Genomic DNA, 20,208 nt, shown 5'->3' with positions numbered 1-20,208 from the left:
TGTGGTTCCGCTAATCTTGGAGCGCCGACGAGGGGATCCACCATGACGGAGCCTGCTGACTTCGAGCACGATCTTGCTACCCAGGTCCTCATCGAGCTGTACAGCGAGATCCCGCCGCCGAGCAAGCTGGTCACCGGCCACTTCCACAGCGGCGGCGACTACCGGGTCGTGCGGCCGGACGGTGTGGGTAGTTGGTACCTGCTCTACACGGCGTCCGGCACGGGCCGGTACCTGATCGGCCAGAACAAGCTGATGCTGCGCCACGGGGACGTCGTACTGGTCAGCCCGGGCACCCCGCACGACTACGGGACCGTCGGCACGTACTGGGAGTCCTGGTGGGCGCATTTCCAGCCGCGCCGCGAATGGCACTCGTGGTTGTCGTTGCCCCAGGCAATGCCGGGACTGTCGTACGTGCGGCTGACCCGGTCGTCGGAGACCGATCGCGTGGTGTCGGCGTTCGACCGCCTGCATCGCGACGCGCAGCGCGCCGGGCTGTCCCCGACCGGCGACACCGAGCTGCATCTGCTGGAGAAGAGCGTCGCGACCGAGCTGACGATGAACGGTATCGAGGAAGTGCTGCTGACCGCCGTCGCCAGCCTGCGCCGGGAGACGCAGCACCTGGACGCGCGCGTGCACCTGGTGCTCGAGGCCATCACCGCGGACCCGGCCCGCCCGCACACGTTGACCTCACTGGCCGGGCTGGCGCAGGTGTCCGTGTCCCGGCTCGCGCACCTGTTCAAGGAGCAGGTCGGCGACTCGATCATGAACGTCGTGCTCGCGCTCCGGCTGCAGCGCGCCGCCGAGTTGCTCGGCGCCACCGACATGTCGGTGGCGCAGATCGCGGCCGCGGTCGGGTTCGACTCGCCGCACTACCTGAGCCGGCAGTTCGGCCGCCGGTACGGGATGTCCCCGACGGCCCATCGCAACGCGGTCAGGAAGCCGGAGCTAGAGCTATATTGAGCTCGGTCGCCGCCGCGTAGTCCGCACCGCCGGCCAGTCCGACGAGCCGCACGTAGCGTGCCGTCGTCCCTGCCGGGAAGCGGGCGATCTTCGCGTCGACCGTGCCGTCCCAGGATCCCTGCACCGCCGAGGTGAACGTGACGCCGTCGGTGCTCGTCCGGACGTCGTACGACGAGATGCGGCCGTTCGGTACGTCGGCGTCCTGGCGCGGCGTGTAGACGAGCGCTTCGATCGCCCGGGGTGTCTTGAGGTCGAGGGTGATGTGCTGCGGGAGCGGGGCGTGCGGGCTCCAGTTCGAGTGCCACATCGTCGTACAGCTGCCGTCGATCGCGGCCGACGCGCTGTACGCGGCCGAGCCCTGGCTCGTGGCCGTGGCCGTCATCTCGCTCTGCGGCAGCAGCGTCAGCGGACCGAACGGGCCGTCGGCCGGCGGCGGCGTACCGGGGATCGCGGTCACCCGGCCCAGACTGGGTGCCTTGAGCAACGGGTGGGTGCGCAGGTAGGTGAGGAACACTTCCTGGCCCATCCGCGGCGCTCTGGTGAGATCCGTGTACTGCTGGAAGCCCGGATAGCCGTACTGCGCGCCGTGCAAGGGCATCGCGGCGCTCGTCGTCACGCGATACGTCTTTCCGAGTTGCAATGGTTTGCCGTCGATCAGCACTTTGGCCGGATCGACCCGGTCGCCGACCGGCCGGCCGAGATCGTAGGTGTAGCGGAAGTTCGCCGAGGTCGCGAGCGATGACAGCCGGCTGCAGCCGTACGCCGGTGGGATCCACTGCTGTTCCAGGACGGCCTCGACCGTGGAGCCCTTCATCGACAACGTGGTGATCGGCGAGATCCCGGCGACCGGCCACGCCTCGCCGTACGTCACCGTCCCGGCCTGCAGCCCGGCGGCGATCACGTCGACGCCCAGGTCGGCCGGTACCAGCGCGAAGTCGCCGTCCGCCTCCGACTTGTAGAGGTCCGCGACCAGGTTGCCCGTCCGGCTCTCGGCGGTACGTGCGAAGTCGAGGTCGCGATCGAGCTTCGTGAGCGGCTCCTGCTGACGTGCCGCCCACTTGTCGGTCCAGTACTTCACGATCTTCTGGACACCGGCGTCCGGCGTGATGTCCTTGGTGACCGCGTGGTTGGTGGCGGTGGTCGCGTCCCGGATCACCTCACCGGTGGATGGGTCGAGCGAGAGGTTCACCTCGCCCAGCACGCGCCCGTGGTTGCTCGCCTCCAGGACCGGACGCGGTACGCCGTTCGGGTCCGGAATCATGCACTTGAACGCCGTGTGCCAATGGCCGCCGAGGATCACGTCGATGTCCGGCGACATCGTCCGGGCCGCGTCGAAGATTGGTCCGGTCGGGTTCTTGCACTCGTCGTACAGGCCGCCCTGCTGCCCGCCTTCGTGCATGCTGACGACGATCGCGTTCACGCCCTGGGCCTTCAGCTCGGCCGCGGCCCGGTTCGCTGCCTCGACGACGCCCTGGAACTCGAATCCGGAGCCTTCGATCGACAGCGTCTCGGTCGGCGTGCCCGGAAAGCCCAGCCCGATGAACCCGATCCGCTGCGATCCCGCCCGGGCGATCCAGTACGGCGGCAGCACCGGGCGCTCGGTCCGCGGGTCGACGATGTTCGCCGCGTGGTACGCGTAGTCGGTGCCGTGGAAGTTGCGGCCGGTGGAGTCCTTGAAGCAGCTGTCGAAGCCGGGCTTGCCGTAGCAGGCTCCGGTCGTCATCCGCCGCAGGAACGGGAACTCGCGGTCGAACTCGTGGTTGCCGGCCGCGTCGAAGTCCATCCCGAGCGCGTTCAGCACCTCGATGGTCGGCTCGTTCGCGAACGCCTGCGTGTAGTCAGGCCAGCCGCTGAACTGATCGCCCGAGCCGATCAGGAAGCTGTTCGGCTTCCGGAGCCGGTCCAGGTGCGCCTTCAAGTACCCGGCACCGCCGACCTGCTGGGTGCCCGACGGGCCGGCGATGGTCAGGTTCTCGGTCTCGGTCAGATACCCGTGCAGATCGGTCAGGCTGAAGACCTGCACGGGAATCGGCGCGGGCGTTTCGGCCGGCAGCGCGGTCGACCCCGTCACCAGGCCGAGAAGGGCAAGAACTGAGCTGATCCGGGACATCGACTGCTCCTGTCGATCGGGGCGGAACCTCGCTGCAAGTTACTGGCCGCCGCCCGGCGCGGAACATGGCCCCGAATGCTGACTTCCTGCACGATCCGGCTGTCGATCAGAGGTACGTGATCTGTCCCGGCGGTCCGGACTGCCAATGCGCCGGCAGGAACATCCGGGACTGACTCCGGCACGGCCCTTGGCACACCGGGCAGCCGGCGGCGCTGCAGGTGAAGACCGCCCAGACGCCGTACGGCTCCGGCAGTTCGCGGTACTTCTCGGCCATCCGTCCCTTGCAGTGCAGGCACCGCGGGGCGTCCTGCACCACCCGCGCCGGCGGTGCGAGGTCGGGCCCGCCGAAGAGGTGACGTACGCCGCGCGTGATCGCGCGGAGGACGCGCACCGGCAGCGGCCCGACAACCAACCGGATCGGCGGTCCGACCGGTCGGTCCACGGCCGGCCGGACCACTGCCCGGGCGTGGTAGGCGGCCGGATACCGACGAGGCCGGCGGGGGCTGGTGGACGGTTCGGGTAGGCGTGGCTGGATCGCGTTCATTGGATTCCCCCTCGAGGACCGCCGCGGGTTCGCCGTGCGGCCCGAAATCCGGGTTTCGAACTGGTCTAGCTCCCACGGTCGGGCCACGGCGGTGCTCGGTGCGGGCACGCGCAGATCTCCGTACAAGGACGTACACGGCGGCGTACAGCGCCGGCGCTCGTCGTCCTGTAGCGTCGTGACTACTCGCTGTGGGAGTTGGGGCTTTGAGGGGGGCGCCATGGACGAGCCATTGGTCGAGCCGCGGACAGCTTCACCGGATCATGTCCAGACCCGGATGCAGTTCGCCGACGAGCTGACCGTGCTGCGAACCCGGGCGGGCCTGACCGTCCGGAACATCTCCACCATGGTCGGTGGCGCCCAGCCGCACAGCACGATCGGCGAGTGGTTCGCCGGCCGTAGCGTGCCGTCGGACGCGTCGAAGGCCTTGTTCGTGGAGGTTCTGCGGATCTGCGGGATCACCGACGAAGACGAGATCGAGCGCTGGCTTGAAGCGCGCCGACGCGTCCGGCAGTTGCCCGGGCCGAAGGGCGGAAGTCCGCCGTACCGCGGGTTGCGAAGCTTCCAGCCGGCCGATGCCGAGTGGTTCTTCGGTCGCGAGGTACTGACCGAGCAGATCGTCGACCAGGTCATCTCACGGCACGCCGCGGGTGGCGGAATGCAAACGATTGTCGGTGCGTCGGGCTCAGGAAAGTCTTCGCTGGTGCGGGCGGGCGTGATCCCAGCGCTCACCGACCGGGCTGCTCCCGGCCGGCCGGCGTGGCCAGTCGTGTTGATGGCGCCGGGCGCGGAACCCCTGCGCCAGTTGGCGTCCGGGCTGACGGCCGGTACGCGGGTCGGGTCCGAGGTGTTCGCCGAGCAGTTGGCGAGTGATCCCGCCGCGGTCGTCGAGCAGGCGGCGGCGTACGTGCAGGCGGCGCGGACCAATGCGCCGGAAGGGGCCGCTGTCCCGGCGCTCGATCGCTTGATCATCGTCGTCGACCAGTTCGAGGAACTGTTCACGATGTGTCCGGACGAGAAGGAACGCGGTGCCTTCGTCGCGGCGTTGGACGCTGTCACGCGGGCGCCTGTTCCACGGGAGTCGACGGAGCTGCGATCGGGGGTGGCCACCGTCGTCGTACTGGCTTTGCGGGCTGACTTCTACCCGCAGGCATTGCAGTACCCCGAGATCGCGGCCGCCCTGCAGGGCGCGCAGTTCGTGGTCGGTCCGCTGACCGAGGACGAGCTGCGCAGGGCGATCGTCGAGCCGGCCGCCAAGGCCGCCGTGCAACTCGACGAAGGGCTTGTCGAGTTGCTGATCCGGGACGCGTCACCGGCGCTGGCGCCGGCCGACGCCGCGCCCTCGACGGCCGGGTCGCTGCCGTTGCTCTCGCACGCGCTGCTCGCGACTTGGCAGCGGGCCGAGCGGGGGCGCATGACCACCCACGGGTACCTGCTGACCGGCAGCATCAAGGGCGCCGTCGCGGCGACCGGCGAGGCCGTCTACAACGACTTGAACCCGGCCCAACAGGCCATCGCCCGGCGGCTGTTCCTCCGGCTGGTGAATCTCGGCGACGACTTCGCGATCAGCCGGCGCAAGGTCGTGCGCAGCGAACTCGAAGGCAACGGCGCCGATCTCGGCGAAGTGGTCGAACACTTCGTCGGAGCCCGGCTGCTGACCATGGACGCGGACAGTGTCGAGATCAGCCACGAGGCGCTCATCACCGCGTGGCCCCGGCTGCGACGATGGATCGACAACGACCGCGAAGGGCTGCGGCGGCATCGGCAGCTCGCGGACGCCGCCCGGCAGTGGCGTGATCTGCAGCGGGATCCCGGCTCGCTCTACCGGGGCGGCAACCTGCAGGGTGTCCGCGACTGGACGATGGCCGACCGCGACCTGAACACGCTCGAGACCGAGTTTCTCGAGGCCAGTCTGCGGGCAGAGGAGGCCGAGCACGCGGCGGCCAGGCGTGGGACCCGCAGGCTGCAGCAGTTCGTGGCGGCGCTGACCGCCTTGTCGCTGGTGGCTGTCGGGCTGACCGTGTATGCCTTCTGGAAACGCCGGCTCGCTGACCGGGAACGCGATTTGGCGATGTCCCGCCAGGTCGCGATCACCGCCGACAGGTTGCGGACGACCGACCCGGGACTGGCGGCCCAGTTGTCGCTCGCGGCCTACCGGATCGCCCCGACGGTCGAGGCCCGGTCGAGTCTGCTCGACGCGACCGGTTCGCCTTCGGTGACACGGATCGTGCGTCCGTCCAAGGGAGCACAGAGCGTCGTGCTCAGCCCGGACGGCCGCATCCTGTACGCCGCCGGTACCGGACCCAGCGACACCGCGATCCTGATCTGGGACATCGGTGACCGACGCCGGCCACGCAGCATCGGCGGACCGTTGACCGGGCACACACTGTCGGTGTTCGGGCTCGCCGTCAGCCCGGACGGTCGCCTGCTCGCCACCGGCGGTCGGGACAAGACGATCCGGCTGTGGGACGTCACCGAGCCCGAACACCCGATGTCCCTGGGGGTTCTGCCCGGTAGTCCGAACGGCACGGTCTACTCGCTGGCGTTCTCTCCGGACGGCAGGACGCTCGTGGCGGGGAGCTCGGACAAATCGGTGCGTCTGTGGGCTGTCGACGATCCACGCCGGCCCGTGCAGTTGACGACGATCCCGGCGCTGAGCGGATTCGTGCAGACGGTGACCTTCAGCGAATCCGGCAACGTTCTCGCAGCCGGTGATGCGACCGGTGCCTTGTACCTGTGGGATGTCGCGGATCGTCGTACGCCGCGGTTGGTCAGCCGGACACAGGCCGGGTCCACCCAGATCAACGTCGTACGGTTCGTTCCACGGCACGACGAGGTGCTGATCGGCGGATCGAAAGGTCTGTTCCAGCGGTGGAACGTGGCCAAGCCGGAGGCACCGGCCAAGATGGCGATGCAGATCCAGGTGCCGGAGAACTGGGTGAACGCGGTCGATCTCACCGCGGACGGCCGGCTGATGGCGCTGGGCAGCTCGGACAACGTCGCCCAGGTCTGGGATCTGGCGAGCGGCCGGCTGGTCGCCGAGCTGCCACACCCGGAGCCGGTGTCGTCGGTGGCGTTCGCCGACGGCGACCGGACTCTGGTGACGGCGGGTTCCGACGGCGTGGCGCGGTTGTGGACGATCCCCGGGCCGGTGATCACCGGACCGACCGCGGCCGTCGCCTCCACCGCGTTCACTCCGGACGGACGGTCGTTGGTGACGTTCGGCGGCGGAGCCTTTCTGCTGAACGTCTCCCGGCCTCGAGCTCCTGCGGTGCTGGCGCCACCGCTGCTGTCGCCGCTCGCCGATCAGCCGATCAGCGGCGCCGGTGCGCTGAGCCCGGACGGCAAGACCGCGGCCGGCGGTACGACGGTGAACTCGGTCGTCCTGTGGGACGTCGGAGATCCGGCCCGACCGAAGGTCTTGGCGCCACCACTCACGGGGCCGGCTGCGGTGGTCGAATCGCTCGCGTTCAGCCCGGACCGCCGTACGTTGGCAGCCGGCTCGGACGACGGCAGGGTCTACCTGTGGGACGTCCACGATCCGCAGCACGTCACGCCGCTGCCGACCGCTCCTGGTCCGGACGGCAACTACGTCTACATGGTTGCCATCAGCCCCGACAGCCGAACACTGGCCGGGGTCACAGCTGACGGCATGATCCGGTTGTGGGACATGAGCGACCCGCGCCGGTTGCGCGCCTTTCCCTCGGTCAAAGGCTCCGCCGACCTGCTGTTCTCGGCTGCCTTCAGCGGCGACGGCAAGATCCTCGCGACCGGCAGCGCGGACGGGACGGTGCAACTGTGGGACGCCTCGGACCCGGCGCGGCTGTCTCCGGTCGGAGACGTCCTCCGAGGACCGGACGGCACCGTGACCAGCGTCGCCTTCGGCCCCGACGGGCACACGCTCGCCGCGAGTACTCGGAGCGGGCAGGTCTGGTTCTGGAACGTCGGCAGGCCGACGGTGCCGGCCACCGTCGCGATCCTCTCCGCTTCTCAGGCCGCGGTGTGGGCTGTCGGGTTCAGCCCGGACGGCCACACGGTCGTTACCGGCGGGTCGGACCGGACAGTCCGGTTGTGGGAGATGGAGCCGGGCCGGGCCGTCGACCTGATCTGTGCCGCCGGTGGGGATTCGGTGTCGGGCGACGAGTGGGCGAAGTACCTGCCCGGTGTGCCGTACGAACCGGTGTGCTGACGCTTTTCTCCAAGCGCATGCGGGCAGGGAACCGTACGGTCAGGGGAGAAAGGAGTTCACGATGACTGGGTATCTGGCCGTGGCCGAGATCGATATCGACGCGCCGGCGGCGCGGGTGTGGGACGTGCTGACGAGTCCCGAGCAGCTGAAGAAGCTGTGGTTCGGCGCCGAGGTGGAGACGGACTGGGAGGTGGGCAGCCCGATCACCTGGAGCGGCAACTGGGAGGGCAAGCCCTATCAGGACAAGGGAAAGATCCTCGAGGTGCAGCCCGAACGCCTGCTGAAGCTCACCCACTTCAGTCCGCTCACCGGGCAGGACGACGTCCCGGAGAACTACCACACCCTCACCTACACCCTGACTGGCAACACCCACCTGAAACTTGAGCAGGACAACAACGCAACCGAGGAGGAGGCCGACCACTCCCAGGACATGTGGGAGATGCTGGTGGCCAAGGTCAAGGAGGCCGCGGAGACTCAGTAACCTGGCTCGCATGGGTGATGGTGTGGAGGTGGGTCGGCCGACTCGGGAGCGGGCGGCGGTGGGGGAGGACGGGCGGTCGCGGGACCGGAGCCGGCCGGCGGTGCCGGATCCGTTGCCGATGAGCGTGGTCGACGCGCACTGCCATCTCGACATCGCCGACGGGGAGGACGGGGACTGGCTGAGCCCGGCGGAGGCGATCCGGCTGGCGTCGTCGGTCGGCGTCACCCGGATCGTCCAGGTGGGGTGTGACCTGCCGGGCGCGGCGTGGGCGGTCGAGGCCGCCACGCAGTACCCGAACCTCGTCGCCGGTGTCGCCCTGCACCCGAACGAGGCGCCGAAGCTGAAGGCGGCCGGCGAGCTGGACAGCGCGCTCGCCGAGATCGAACGGCTCGCCGCGAGCTCGGACAAGGTCCGGGTGATCGGCGAGACCGGCCTCGACTACTTCCGCACCGGGGCTGACGGGCGGGCCGCGCAGCACGAGTCGTTCGCCGCGCACATCGAGTTGGCGAAGCGGCTCGGCAAGACACTGATGATCCACGACCGGGACGCGCACGACGACATCCTGCGCATTCTGGACCGCGACGGCGTGCCGGACCGGCTGGTGATGCACTGCTTCTCCGGCGACACCGAATTCGCCCGCGCCTGCGTCAACCGCGGCGCGTACCTGAGCTTCGCCGGCGTCGTCACGTTCAAGAACGCCCAGTCCCTGCGCGACGCCCTGGCCGTCACCCCGCTCGACCGCATCCTGGTCGAGACCGACGCCCCGTACCTGACCCCGTCGCCGTACCGCGGCAAGCCGAACGCGTCGTACCTGATCCCGCACACGGTCCGCAAGATGGCCGACGTCCTCAACATCTCGGTCGCCGAACTCTGCGGAGCCCTCAACGACAACGCGAACCGCGCCTTCGGGGGTCCCTGGTAATGGTCCGGTACGACGACGTGGACGCGCAGGTGCTGTCGCAGGCCGATGCGCTGCGCGGGGCCGACGAGGCCACCGTGGCCGCCGAGGTCGACCGCCTGAAGGCCCTGGCGGAGCAGATCGACGACGAGCGCGATCGCCGGCTGGCACTGATCAGGGCCGCGAAGCTGCCCGAGCTGATCAACGGGGCACCGGCGCCCACCAGCCCGGAGTTCGCGCGGGCGTCCATGCTGCTGGCGCAGGTGCTCGGCAACAAGGGCTCGGCAGCGGACCAGATCGCCCACGCCGAACGCGTGAAGACCGAGATCGCCGAACTGTCCCGGCAGGCGCCGCCGCGCGAATCCCGCACGATCCTGCGGCTGAACTCGACCCTGAAGCGGCTGATCGAGCGCCGCCGGCGCGAGGCCGCGGACGACGGATCGTGACCGACGACGCCGTCGAGATCTCCTCGCTGTCCTGGGAGTACCGGCTGGTGGCCGCGGTCGTGTACGCCGTCGAGCAGCGCGCCGGCGGCGCCGCGGCCGGCGCACGCACGCGGTGGAACGGCCGACTGGTCGAGGAGCAGGATCCGGACTTCGTAGGCGCGGCGGAAGAGGACGGCAGCCTGTCGGTGTCCGTCGCTCAGGTCCTGGAGCCGTTGCGCAGGGCCCGCGATCTCGATCGTCCGCTGACCGACGACGAGGCGTGGGAACTCCGTGATGCCTTCGCGACGCTGACGCACGAGGCCGCGCACCTGCTGGCCCGGTTCGGTGACCCGGACGCACCTGACGCGCACCCGTTCGACGATGCCTCGGAGGCCGACAACGAGGGACGCACCGAGCACTGGACTCATCGCAACCTCGACGCCGTCGTGCTCGCCGTCTTCCCGGACGCCGGGCTGGAGCACGCTCAGGAGGCGGTGCTGTCACAGGTCAACGACGATGCCTACGCGGCGTACACGACGGCTGCCCGGCAACTCGATCAGGCCCTCGCTGAACGCAGCGGGCTGACCAGCGCCGAGGTGACGCAGAAGCTGATGTGCGCCGACGACGTGCAGCGATGGAACGTCGCGGTCGACCTGGTGATCGACGAGCGTCTCGTCAAACCAGGCCTGATGCCCGAGGCACATCGAGCCGAGGTGCGCGAAGCCCTGATCGCTCCGTTGCGCGCTTCCCTCGCCGACCTGGTCGCCGTCGAGGCCGACGAGTCGCTGAGCGACGACGAGAAGTCCGCCGAGTCCGAGCAGGCGGCGCAGAACGCGATCGCCGGACTGGATCACGAACTCGATCGCATCGAACGCAGGTACCGCGTCGAGAAGGCGCAGCGAGCACAGCAGCAAGCCGGGCGGCCGGGCACGCGGCGCACGCAGGCCGTTCGGCAGGCGCAGGACCGGCTGTCGCCGGATCTCGAGCGGCTGCGGGCGGTGACGAGTGGGCAGGCGCCGGCGGCCGGCGCCACCAGTCGGTCGGCGGAGGCCGTCGACCACGCACAGCAGGGACCGAACGACGGCTCGCGTGGGCGGCAGGCCCCTGGCCGGCCGTCAGGGCCGCGGGCGCCGGGGATCGGCTGAGGGGCCTGATAGACAGGGCTCATGGAGTTCAGTGAGGTCGTGCGGCGGCGGCGGATGGTGCGGAACTACGACCCTGAGCGGCCGGTGGCCGCGGAGGTGCGGGAGCGGATTCTGGAGAACGGGCTGCGCGCGCCGTCGGGCGGGTTCAGTCAGGGGTGGGCGTTCCTGACGCTGGAGGGGGACGACCGGGAGCGGTACTGGCGGATCGCGGCCGAGGATCCGGACGAGAAGTATGTGGATTGGATCACAGGGCTGCGCCGGGCGCCGCTGCTGATCCTGGCCTTCGCGCACAAGGACGCGTACCTCGATCGGTACACCGAACCCGACAAGGGCTGGACCGATCGCGACGAGGGCCGCTGGACCGCGCCGTACTGGTACGTCGACACCGGGATGGCGGTGCTGCTGATGCTGCAGACGGTCGTCGACGAAGGCCTGGGAGCCTGCTTTTTCGGGCCTCCTGCGGACAAAGCGGGCCGGTTGCTCAAGGAGTTCGGGGTGCCGGACGGGTTCGATCTGGTCGGGGTGCTGTCGGTCGGTCACCGGGCCCCGGACAAGCGCTCGCCGTCGCTGAAACGAGGGCGCCGGACGACCGCCGAAGTGGTCCATCGGGGGCAGTGGGGCCATCACACGGCGTAAGGGTCCCGTTACACCTTTTTGCGACTCGCCGACCAGGGGATTGGCACTTCCGCGACTTCTTCGTTATGGTCCCGTGATGTTGGCCGGGATCGGGGAAGATTCCGGATGGCACAACCCCTCGGCGGGATCAGGGGCTCCGGGCAGCCAGTCCGGCGTTCGTGATCGGCCTGTGCCGTCCCACCCCGTGCCCGGGTAGCCCTACCTGGGAGCGTTAGTGCGTAAGTCCATCATCGTGGCCGTCAGTGCGACGGCCGCGTTTGCTGTCGCGGGTGGCTCCGCGGCGTATGCCGCGAAGAGCAAGACCGTCAGCCTCTCCGTCGACGGCCAGGTGCGGAAGGTGCACACCTTCGGATCCACCGTGGCAGACGCCCTGAAGGCCGAGAAAGTTCAGATCGGTGCGCACGACCTCGTCGCGCCCGGTGTGGACTCGAAGCTGAAGGACGGTCAGGAGATCGCCGTGCAGTACGGGCGGCAGTTGACCGTCAACGCCGATGGCACCAAGAAGGCCTACTGGACCACGGCCGACAGCGTCAACGAGGCGTTCGCCGACCTGGGTCTGCGGTACGACGGGGCTCAGCTGTCCACCAGCCGGAGCGCGCCACTGGGCCGCCAGGGGCTGGAGTTGACCGTCACCACGCCGAAGACCGTGCAGATCGTGCACCTGGGCAAGACCGTGACGATCAAGTCGCTGGCCGGCACCGTCGGTCAGGCGCTGACCGAGGCGAAGCTGCGCTGGGACGCCGACGACCGGATCACTCCGGCCGCCGCGACCCCGCTGAAGGCCGGCGTGAACAAGGTCGGTTTCGTGCAGGTCCTGCAGAAGACCGTCACCAAGACCGAGGCGGTCGCGCACGGCACCGACGAGACGAAGTCGGCGACGTTGCTCGAGGGCACCAAGAAGACCACGGTGAAGGGCACGAACGGCGCCAAGGCCGTCACGTACCTGTACACCTACCTCGACGGCAAGCTGTCGACCACCAAGGTGGTCGGGTCGAAGCTGGTGACCGAGGCGGTCGACGAGCAGATCCTGGTCGGCACCAAGCCCAAGCCGGAGGAGCCCACCGTCACCACCCAGACCGACACCCCGGCGACCGGTGACACGAGCGCCTGGGACCGGATCGCCGAGTGCGAGTCCGGCGGCAACTGGGCGATCGACAGCGGCAACGGGTATTACGGCGGTCTGCAGTTCGACCACGGCACCTGGGCGGCCTACGGCGGTACGGCGTACGCCAACAACGCCAACGGCGCGTCGAAGGCGCAGCAGATCGCGATCGCGGAGAAGGTCAAGGCCGACCGCGGTGGCTACGGCGCGTGGCCTGTCTGTGGCAAGCGGGCGTAGTGAAACACTGACGAGGTGACCTCGTCTGATTCATCCACATCAGCCGGACCGAGACTGCTCGGTCCGGCTGATGTGCGTTCACTGGCCGCCTCGCTCGGGGTCCGCCCGACCAAGCAGCGCGGCCAGAATTTCGTCATCGACCCGAACACGGTGCGCCGGATTGTGCGCGCCGCCGAGCTGTCCGACGGCGAGACCGTGCTGGAGATCGGGCCCGGCCTCGGCTCGCTGACGCTGGCGCTGCTCGCGGACGGTCACCGGGTCACCGCGGTCGAGATCGACCCGCTGCTCGCGCGGGCGCTGCCGTCGACCGTCGCGACGTACGCGCCCCAGCAGGCGGAGAGCCTGACCGTGGTCGAGGCGGACGCGATGGACGTGGGGCCGGCCGAGATCGGTACGCCGACCGCCTGCGTGGCGAACCTGCCGTACAACGTCGCCGTACCGGTGCTGCTGCATCTGCTCGAGGTCTCGGACTCGCTGCGGCACGGTCTGGTGATGGTGCAGTCCGAGGTCGCGGACCGGCTGGCCGCCGGGCCGGGCTCGCGGACGTACGGCATCCCGTCGGCGAAGGCCGCGTGGTACGCCGACGTGCGGCGCGCCGGGCCGATCGGGCGGAACGTGTTCTGGCCGGCACCGAACGTGGACTCCGGGCTGGTCGCGTTCGAGCGCCGAGACCCGCCGGCGACGGCGGCGAGCCGCGCGGAGGTGTTCGCGGTGATCGAGGCGGCGTTCTCGCAGCGCCGCAAGACGATCCGGTCCGCGCTGGCCCGCTGGATGCCGGACCGTTCCCGGCTCGACGAGGTGCTCGAGGCAGCCGGGATCGACCCGCGGGTGCGCGGCGAGATGCTCGGGATCACAGAGTTCGCCGCCCTCGCCGGTGCAGCTAGGACTGGGTAAGGCACTAGCCTGTCCGACGTGCCACCTTCTGCTGAGGTCACGGTGCGGGCGCCGGCCAAGATCAATCTGGGTCTGTCGGTCGGTCCGCCGCGGCCGGACGGGTTCCACCCGGTCGCCACGGTGTACCAGGCCGTTGCCCTGTACGACGACGTGACCGCGGTCCTGCGGGACGAGGACGGCGAGATCTCGGTCGAGATCGCCGGGGACTTCGCGGACGACGTACCGACCGACGAGACCAATCTCGCGGTCCGGGCAGCGCAGTTGCTGCAGGCGGAGTACGACGTCGACGAGGGCGTCGACCTGACGATCCGCAAGACGATCCCGGTGGCCGGCGGGATGGCCGGCGGCTCGACCGACGCTGCGGCGACCCTGGTGGCGTGCAATCGGCTGTGGGGCCTGCAGCTGACCCAGACCGAGCTGCAGCACCACGCGGCCGAGCTCGGCAGCGACGTCCCGTTCTGCCTGGTCGGGCACACGGCGCTCGGCCAGGGGCGTGGCGAGCAGGTCACCGAGGTGATGTCCCGCGGGACGTTCCACTGGGTGTTCGCGATCGCCGACGGCGGGCTGTCCACGCCGGAGGTGTACCGCGAGCTGGACCGGATGCGCCCGTTGCGGCGCGTCGAGCCGCCGCAGGTCCGCCCGGAGCTGATGTCGGCGCTGCTGTCCGGTCAGCCCGGCGCGCTCGCCGTTGCGCTCAGCAACGACCTCCAGGCGGCCGCGCTGTCGCTGCGGCCGGAGCTCGGCGACACGCTCCAGTTCGGCCTCGACCAGGGCGCGCTGGCCGCGCAGATCTCCGGCTCCGGCCCCACCTGCCTCTTCCTCGCCGCCGACAGCCGCAGCGCCGTCGACCTGGCCGTCGAACTCGCCGAGTCCGGCCGCTGCCGCATGGTCCGCCAGGCCGAAGGCCCCGTCCCGGGCGCAAGGATCCTGCCCGCGATCGTCAGCCGGTAGTACACTTAGCTAAGTGGACTAGGAGGACCGATGGCGCTGACGCAGTACAACATGCACGATGCGAAGACGCAGCTGTCCCGGATCGTTGAGCGGGTGGAGCACGGTGAGACCATCCTCATCAGCCGGGCGGGGAAGCCGGTCGCCAAGGTCGTCCCGTTGACGGACGTGCGGCGGCGCACCGGTAGGGGCTCGCTGGCGGGCCGGATCCGGCTGTCCCCCGACTGGGACTCGGCCGAGGTGAACGAGCAGATCGCGGACGACTTCGGTCTGCCGTCATGAGCTCGGCGCCGGGCACTGCCCGGCTACTGCTGGACACACATGTCCTGCTCTGGTGGGCGCAGGACGCGGACGAGCTCTCGGACGAGCTGAAGGAGCGGATCGACACCGAGTTGGAGGTCTACGTCAGCGCCGCCACCCTGTGGGAGCTGTCGATCAAGGCCGCGGCCGGGAAGATCGACCTGCCGGACGATCTGTCCGACTGGGTCGAGCGCAGCGGGTTGCGTGCGCTGCCGATCGATATGGCCCACGCGGCGGTGGCCGGCCTCCTCCCGATGATCCATCGGGACCCGTTCGACCGGATGCTGGTGGCGCAGGCGGTCGCGGAGCGCCTGACGCTGGTGACGCGGGATCGGTTCATCCAGAAGTACGACGTACCGGTCCTCGCAGCCTGAAAATTCGTTCGTCACCGGTGATGGCCGGTGCTAGCGTCCCCGGGGACACATCTCTCATCGACAGACAGGAGACCGGGATGCGCCGCGGATCGATCGACCTCAGGGTTACTGATCGCTTCGACGCATTCGCGAGGACTCTTGAACTCTCTGACGATGGGTATTGTGGCGCATGTCGACGCCGGTAAGACCAGCCTGACCGAGCGGCTGCTGTATGCCGCCGGCGTGATCGACCGGGTCGGTCGCGTCGACGACGGGAACACGCAGACCGACTCGATGGACCTCGAGCGGAAACGCGGCATCACGATCCGCTCGGCGGTGGTGTCGTTCGCGCTCGGCGACCTGCCGGTGAACCTGATCGACACGCCCGGGCACTCGGACTTCATCGCCGAGGTCGAGCGCGCCCTGTCCGTGCTGGACGGCGCGGTGCTGGTGCTGTCCGCGGTCGAGGGCGTACAGCCGCAGACGCGCCTGCTGATGCGCACGCTGCGCCGGCTGCGGATCCCGACGCTGCTGTTCGTGAACAAGATCGACCGGGTCGGCGCGCGGTACGACGAGTTGCTCGCCGACATCCGGCGGCTGCTGACGCCGTCCGCCGTACCGATGGAAACCGTCATGGACCTGGGGACCCGCCCGGCCGCGGTGGAACCGCTGGCGGTGCAGCGTTCGGAGCTGACGGAGATTCTTGCTGAGCGCAACGATTCCTTCCTGGAGTCGTACCTCGAGGGCGCCGCGGTGGATCAGGCGGCCGAGCTGCGCCGGCAGGTCGCGACCGCGGAGGTGCATCCGGTGTACTTCGGGTCGGCGATGACCGGGACCGGCGTACCGGAGCTGATCGACGGCATCCGTACGTGGTTGCCGCGGGCAACTGGAGCGCCGGGCGACGAGCTGCGCGCGCGGGTGTTCAAGGTCGAGCGTGGCGCGGCCGGGCAGAAGATCGCGTCGGCGCGCGTGGTCAGCGGGACGCTGGCGGCACGGACGCCGGTCGTGGTGCATCCCGTGGACGGACCGGAGTACCAGGTACGACCGAGCGGCGTCGAGGTGTTCGCGAACGGCGCGCGGCAGCCGATCGAGCGGGTCGAGGCCGGCCAGATCGTCGCGCTGCGTGGGCTGAAGAGCATCCGGATCGGCGACCAGCTCGGCGTACCGACGACGCAGGTCGGGCGGTTGTTCGCGCCGCCGACGCTGGAGACCGTGGTCAGTGCACGGGACCGGGTGAAGCTGTTCCAGGCGTTGACGCAGCTCGCCGAGCAGGACCCGCTGATCCGGGTCCGGAAGGCCGGCGAGCTGACCGTGAGCCTGTACGGCGAGGTGCAGAAGGAGGTGATCGCGTCGCTGCTGGAGTCGGAGTACGGCGTCCAGGTCAGCTTCAGCGAGACGACGCCGATCCACGTCGAACGACTGAACGGCGTCGGTGCGGCGATGCGTGACATCACCGAGGGACCGTGGGCGGCCGGTGTCGGTTTCCGGGTCTCACCGGGCCGCGACGGGCTCGAGTACGAGCTGGAGGTGGAGCTCGGCGGGCTGCCGCGGGCGTTCCACACCGCGATCGAGGAGACGGTCCGGCAGACGCTGCACCAGGGGCTGTTCGGCTGGGAGATCCCGGACATCCGGGTCGCTCTGACGCACACGGCGTACGACAGCGCGGGAACCGTGGCGGCCGACTTCCGTCGGTTGGTGCCGTTGATCCTGCTGCAGGCGATCGCGGAGGCCGGGACGACGGTTCTCGAGCCGGTGAACCACTTCGAGCTCGACGTGCCGCCGGACACCATCTCGCGCATCCTGGCGCACGTCGCCGAACACCGCGGCGTCGTCACGCAGGCGACCGACACCCACCTGGAGGGCACGATCCCCGCCGCGACCACGCACCCCTTCGAGTCCCAGCTCCCCACCCTCACCCACGGCGAAGGCCTCCTCACCACGACCTTCCACTCCTACATCCCCGTCGCCACCGAACCTCCGATCAGACCCCGCACCGACGGCAACCCGCTCAACGAGAAGCAGTACGTCCTCCACCTGAACCAGTCGTGAGCGGACGTGTGCCACCCATCAACGGCCGGTCGGCGCCGCGGTTCACGCTCAGCAGTGCGCCGCCGACGGCCGCGGACGGCGGTTGGTGAGTGGCACAGATCCGCCCTCGTCAGTCGAACTGTTCGAGGATCGTGTGGATCTCTTGGACTGTTTCGGCGCGGTCGGGCCAGTGGGCGGTGATGCAGAGGAGTTCCCGCAGGTGCAGGAGCGGGAGGCGGGCACGCCAGCCGGGCGCCGGCGGGTGGACTTCTTCGTAGGCGTCGAAGAAGGTCTCGGACAGCTGGCCGTAGATGAAGAGCGTGGCGAGGTCGGCTTCCGGCCAGCCGTAGTGGACGGCGGGGTCGATCATCGCCGGCCCGCCGTTCGCGGCGGGGAGGAGGTTGCCGTGCCACAGGTCGCCGTGCAGCAGCGACGGCGGCTGGACCGGGACGAGGTTGACCAGGTTGCCCGCGATGCGCTCCAGCCGGCGGCGGTCGTCCGCGGGGAGCTGGTTGTGGCAGTTCGGCTCCTCCAGGTAGCGCAGGAGCCGGTGCTCGGCGAAGAACGTGTGCCCGTCGCCGGTCCACGGGTTCCGCTGCGGGAGCGTGCCGAGGTGGTTGTCGACGTGGTACCCGAACTTGTCCGCGGTCTGCTGGTGCTGCAGCGCCAGCGCCCGCCCCGCGTCCTCCCAGTACGTCGGCGACGGTTCCGACGTACCGAGGTCCGACAGCACGATGTACGACGGCGTCACCCGGAGCACCTCGGGGACGGCGAACCCGCCGGGTGCGCGCAGCGCGTCGAGCCCGTCCGCTTCCAGCGCGTACAGGTTCTCCGGCAGGTTGTCCTGCGTCTTGACGACCACCGATCCGCCCAGGGACGTCCGCACGCGGAACGTTCTGCTGGCGTACCCGCCTTCCAGCGGATCGGCGGCGATCGGGTCGCCGAGGGACAGGCCGTCGAGCCAGGCGGAGGTCAGCACCTGGACGATCCTGGCACGCCTCCCGCGGTCAGCTACCCTTGGGCGCGTTATGGCGGCACCTAACTTGGTCAATCTGGAAGCTGTTTCGAAGGGCTTCGGGACCCGCACACTGCTCGACTCGGTCAGTCTCGGCGTAGGCCGTGGTGAGCGGATCGGCGTGGTCGGGCGCAACGGCGACGGCAAGTCGACGCTCCTGCAGGTCCTGGCCCGGCGTGAGGAGCCCGACGGCGGCCGGATCACCCACAACCGCGACCTCAGGCTCGGGTATCTCGGCCAGAGCGACGACCTCGACCCCGACCAGACCGTGCTGCACGCGGTGCTCGGCGACGTCGAGACCTACACCTGGGCGGCCGACCCGCGGGCACGCTCGGTGATGGAGCACCTGCTCGGCGAGGTCGACCACCAGGCGCGGGTCGGCAGCCTGAGCGGTGGTGAGCGCCGGCGGGCGTCGCTCGCCAGGCTGCTGCTCACCGAGGTCGACCTGCTGATCCTCGACGAGCCGACCAACCACCTCGACATCGAGGCGGTCAGCTGGCTCGCCGAGCACGTCGTCGACCGGGCCGGCGCGCTGATCGTGGTCACCCACGACCGCTGGTTCCTGGACGCGGTCTGCACCGACACCTGGGAGGTGCAGGGCGGCCGCGTCACGTCGTACGACGGCGGGTACGCGGCGTACGTACTCGCCAAGGCCGAGCGGGCCCGGACCGCGCAGGTCACCGAGGCCAAGCGGCAGAACCTCCTGCAGAAGGAGCTCGCCTGGCTGCGCCGGGGCGCGCCGGCCCGGACCAGCAAGCCCAAGTTCCGGATCGAGGCCGCGAACGCGCTGATCGCCGACGAGCCGCCGCCGCGGGACAAGCTCGCGCTGTCGCAGCTGGCGACCGCCCGGCTCGGCAAGGACGTCTTCGACGTCGAGGACGTGAGCCTGAGTTTCGGCGCGCGGACGATGCTCGACCACGTCACGTTCCGGCTCGGGCCGGCCGACCGGATCGGGCTGCTCGGGCCGAACGGCGCCGGCAAGACCACGTTCCTCAAGGTCCTCACCGGGCAGCTCGCGCCGGACCGCGGCCGGGTGAAGCAGGGCAAGACGGTCCGGATCGCGAACCTGTCGCAGACCCTGGAGGAGGTCGACGGCACGGTCACCGTCCTCGACCACATCACCGCGATCCGGCGTACGGCGGCACTGGCCGGCCGGGGCGGTGAGCTGACGTCGTCGCAGCTGCTCGAGCGGTTCGGGTTCACCGGCGACAAGCTGACGACGAGGATCTCGGACCTGTCCGGCGGTGAGCGGCGCCGGCTGCAACTGCTGCGGATCCTGCTCGACGAACCGAACGTGCTGATCCTGGACGAGCCGACCAACGACCTGGACGTCGAGACGCTGACCGTGCTCGAGGATTTCCTCGACAGCTGGCCGGGTGTCGTCGTCACCGTCACCCACGACCGGTACTTCCTGGAGCGGGTCAGTGACATGGTTTACGCGATCATGGGCGACGGCCGGGTCCGGCATCTGCCGCGCGGTGTCGAGCAGTATCTCGAGGAACTCGCGGCCGGAATTCCGCGGCGGCCGGCGTCAAATGCGCTGACACCGGCGGCGGAGATGTCCAGTGATTTGGCGGCCACCGGAAATGGTCAGGTGGTTGAGCGTCCGACGGCTGACGCGGCAGTGGCCCGGGCGGCGAAGAAGGAGCTGAACCGGATCGAGCGGCAGCTCACGAAGCTCACCGAGGCGGAGGCGAAGCTGCACGACCAGCTGGCCGCCAGCGCGAGCGATTACGAGCGCCTCGCCGAGCTGGACGCCGAGCTGCGCAAGCTCGCCGACGAACGCGGCGAGCTCGAGACTGCCTGGTTCGAAGCGGCCGAACGCGCCGAATAGCAGGGCTTCCGAGCCGCGGCGCCCCCTCCGATCCCCTGTGATTCGGAGGGGTGCGCCGAGCTTCTGGGTGAGCGGGCCCCGTGCCGGCCGGCGTTGTTCGGGCCCCGAGCCC

At 69.8% G+C, this 20,208-nt stretch carries 17 protein-coding genes; 14 read left to right on the top strand and 3 right to left on the bottom strand.

Translation table 11 applies throughout. The annotated features are described in order from the left end of the window. The first annotated feature begins 42 nt into the window (after window positions 1-42). Window positions 43-960 (top strand): helix-turn-helix domain-containing protein, encoded by a 918-nt coding sequence (locus AB0I12_RS09150; protein ID WP_359926793.1) that lies wholly within the window; start codon window positions 43-45, stop codon window positions 958-960. On the opposite strand, the gene AB0I12_RS09145 is transcribed toward AB0I12_RS09150, so the two are convergent. Beyond that, window positions 932-3,070 (bottom strand): discoidin domain-containing protein, encoded by a 2,139-nt coding sequence (locus AB0I12_RS09145; RefSeq protein WP_359926790.1) that lies wholly within the window; start codon window positions 3,068-3,070, stop codon window positions 932-934. The genes AB0I12_RS09150 and AB0I12_RS09145 overlap by 29 nt on opposite strands. A 106-nt stretch (window positions 3,071-3,176) precedes the next feature. Beyond that, window positions 3,177-3,512: a hypothetical protein gene (locus AB0I12_RS09140; RefSeq protein WP_359926787.1), complete on the bottom strand. Its 336-nt coding sequence runs from the start codon at window positions 3,510-3,512 to the stop codon at window positions 3,177-3,179. Between the two features lie 319 nt (window positions 3,513-3,831). Here AB0I12_RS09140 and AB0I12_RS09135 point away from each other — a divergent pair, with 319 nt between their 5' ends. The 12 genes from AB0I12_RS09135 to AB0I12_RS09080 all read left to right on the top strand — a co-directional run bounded on the left by AB0I12_RS09135 (window position 3,832) and on the right by AB0I12_RS09080 (window position 17,268). Further along, window positions 3,832-7,800 (top strand): hypothetical protein, encoded by a 3,969-nt coding sequence (locus AB0I12_RS09135; protein ID WP_359926784.1) that lies wholly within the window; start codon window positions 3,832-3,834, stop codon window positions 7,798-7,800. 61 nt (window positions 7,801-7,861) lie between these two features. Then, a complete protein-coding gene (locus AB0I12_RS09130; protein ID WP_359926782.1) occupies window positions 7,862-8,281 on the top strand; it encodes an SRPBCC domain-containing protein in 420 nt (139 codons plus the stop codon). A 10-nt stretch (window positions 8,282-8,291) separates the two neighbouring features. After that, window positions 8,292-9,203 carry a TatD family hydrolase gene (locus AB0I12_RS09125; protein WP_359926779.1) on the top strand — a complete coding sequence of 304 codons (912 nt, stop codon included), beginning with the start codon at window positions 8,292-8,294 and terminating at the stop codon, window positions 9,201-9,203. Continuing rightward, window positions 9,203-9,625 carry a hypothetical protein gene (locus tag AB0I12_RS09120; RefSeq protein ID WP_359926777.1) on the top strand — a complete coding sequence of 141 codons (423 nt, stop codon included), beginning with the start codon at window positions 9,203-9,205 and terminating at the stop codon, window positions 9,623-9,625. Before AB0I12_RS09125 ends, AB0I12_RS09120 begins: the two co-directional genes overlap by 1 nt. Further along, window positions 9,622-10,749 (top strand): hypothetical protein, encoded by a 1,128-nt coding sequence (locus tag AB0I12_RS09115; RefSeq protein ID WP_359926774.1) that lies wholly within the window; start codon window positions 9,622-9,624, stop codon window positions 10,747-10,749. Before AB0I12_RS09120 ends, AB0I12_RS09115 begins: the two co-directional genes overlap by 4 nt. 21 nt (window positions 10,750-10,770) lie before the next feature. Next, the gene (locus AB0I12_RS09110) at window positions 10,771-11,385 is read left to right on the top strand and encodes a nitroreductase family protein (RefSeq protein ID WP_359926772.1); all 615 of its coding nucleotides are present in this window, start codon (window positions 10,771-10,773) and stop codon (window positions 11,383-11,385) included. 214 nt (window positions 11,386-11,599) lie between these two features. Then, complete coding sequence (locus AB0I12_RS09105) at window positions 11,600-12,724, top strand: transglycosylase family protein (protein ID WP_359926770.1); 1,125 nt, start codon at window positions 11,600-11,602, stop codon at window positions 12,722-12,724. A gap of 72 nt (window positions 12,725-12,796) precedes the next feature. Further along, window positions 12,797-13,618, top strand: coding sequence for a 16S rRNA (adenine(1518)-N(6)/adenine(1519)-N(6))-dimethyltransferase RsmA (gene rsmA / locus AB0I12_RS09100; protein WP_359926767.1), 822 nt, complete (start codon window positions 12,797-12,799; stop codon window positions 13,616-13,618). An 18-nt stretch (window positions 13,619-13,636) separates the two neighbouring features. After that, window positions 13,637-14,569, top strand: coding sequence for a 4-(cytidine 5'-diphospho)-2-C-methyl-D-erythritol kinase (locus tag AB0I12_RS09095; RefSeq protein WP_359926764.1), 933 nt, complete (start codon window positions 13,637-13,639; stop codon window positions 14,567-14,569). Between the two features lie 30 nt (window positions 14,570-14,599). Next, window positions 14,600-14,848, top strand: a complete 249-nt coding sequence (locus AB0I12_RS09090) for a type II toxin-antitoxin system prevent-host-death family antitoxin (RefSeq protein WP_359926761.1) — start codon at window positions 14,600-14,602, stop codon at window positions 14,846-14,848. Then, the gene (locus AB0I12_RS09085; RefSeq protein ID WP_359926758.1) at window positions 14,845-15,240 is read left to right on the top strand and encodes a type II toxin-antitoxin system VapC family toxin; all 396 of its coding nucleotides are present in this window, start codon (window positions 14,845-14,847) and stop codon (window positions 15,238-15,240) included. Before AB0I12_RS09090 ends, AB0I12_RS09085 begins: the two co-directional genes overlap by 4 nt. 153 nt (window positions 15,241-15,393) lie before the next feature. Continuing rightward, the gene (locus AB0I12_RS09080) at window positions 15,394-17,268 is read left to right on the top strand and encodes a translation factor GTPase family protein (RefSeq protein WP_359926756.1); all 1,875 of its coding nucleotides are present in this window, start codon (window positions 15,394-15,396) and stop codon (window positions 17,266-17,268) included. A 109-nt stretch (window positions 17,269-17,377) separates the two neighbouring features. Here the strand turns inward: AB0I12_RS09080 and AB0I12_RS09075 are convergent, their stop codons facing one another. Beyond that, window positions 17,378-18,226, bottom strand: coding sequence for a fructosamine kinase family protein (locus AB0I12_RS09075; protein WP_359926753.1), 849 nt, complete (start codon window positions 18,224-18,226; stop codon window positions 17,378-17,380). A 49-nt stretch (window positions 18,227-18,275) separates the two neighbouring features. Here AB0I12_RS09075 and AB0I12_RS09070 point away from each other — a divergent pair, with 49 nt between their 5' ends. Beyond that, the gene (locus AB0I12_RS09070; protein WP_359926750.1) at window positions 18,276-20,096 is read left to right on the top strand and encodes an ABC-F family ATP-binding cassette domain-containing protein; all 1,821 of its coding nucleotides are present in this window, start codon (window positions 18,276-18,278) and stop codon (window positions 20,094-20,096) included. The last annotated feature ends 112 nt before the right edge of the window (window positions 20,097-20,208 follow it).

The sequence above is a fragment of the Kribbella sp. NPDC050459 genome, from assembly GCF_040655315.1.
Taxonomy (GTDB): domain Bacteria; phylum Actinomycetota; class Actinomycetes; order Propionibacteriales; family Kribbellaceae; genus Kribbella.
The sequence above is the reverse complement of the archived record's forward strand: the minus strand, read 5'-3'. Positions and strand labels throughout refer to the sequence as shown.

Bases quoted from the DNA above. Each gene is read 5' to 3' on its own strand.
- AB0I12_RS09150 (WP_359926793.1), top strand. From the start codon at position 43: ATGACGGAGCCTGCTGACTTCGAGCACGATCTTGCTACCCAGGTCCTC.
- AB0I12_RS09145 (WP_359926790.1), bottom strand. From the start codon at position 3,070: ATGTCCCGGATCAGCTCAGTTCTTGCCCTTCTCGGCCTGGTGACGGGG.
- AB0I12_RS09135 (WP_359926784.1), top strand. From the start codon at position 3,832: ATGGACGAGCCATTGGTCGAGCCGCGGACAGCTTCACCGGATCATGTC.
- AB0I12_RS09130 (WP_359926782.1), top strand. From the start codon at position 7,862: ATGACTGGGTATCTGGCCGTGGCCGAGATCGATATCGACGCGCCGGCG.
- AB0I12_RS09125 (WP_359926779.1), top strand. From the start codon at position 8,292: ATGGGTGATGGTGTGGAGGTGGGTCGGCCGACTCGGGAGCGGGCGGCG.
- AB0I12_RS09120 (WP_359926777.1), top strand. From the start codon at position 9,203: ATGGTCCGGTACGACGACGTGGACGCGCAGGTGCTGTCGCAGGCCGAT.
- AB0I12_RS09110 (WP_359926772.1), top strand. From the start codon at position 10,771: ATGGAGTTCAGTGAGGTCGTGCGGCGGCGGCGGATGGTGCGGAACTAC.
- AB0I12_RS09090 (WP_359926761.1), top strand. From the start codon at position 14,600: ATGGCGCTGACGCAGTACAACATGCACGATGCGAAGACGCAGCTGTCC.
- AB0I12_RS09085 (WP_359926758.1), top strand. From the start codon at position 14,845: ATGAGCTCGGCGCCGGGCACTGCCCGGCTACTGCTGGACACACATGTC.
- AB0I12_RS09080 (WP_359926756.1), top strand. From the start codon at position 15,394: ATGGGTATTGTGGCGCATGTCGACGCCGGTAAGACCAGCCTGACCGAG.
- AB0I12_RS09070 (WP_359926750.1), top strand. From the start codon at position 18,276: ATGGCGGCACCTAACTTGGTCAATCTGGAAGCTGTTTCGAAGGGCTTC.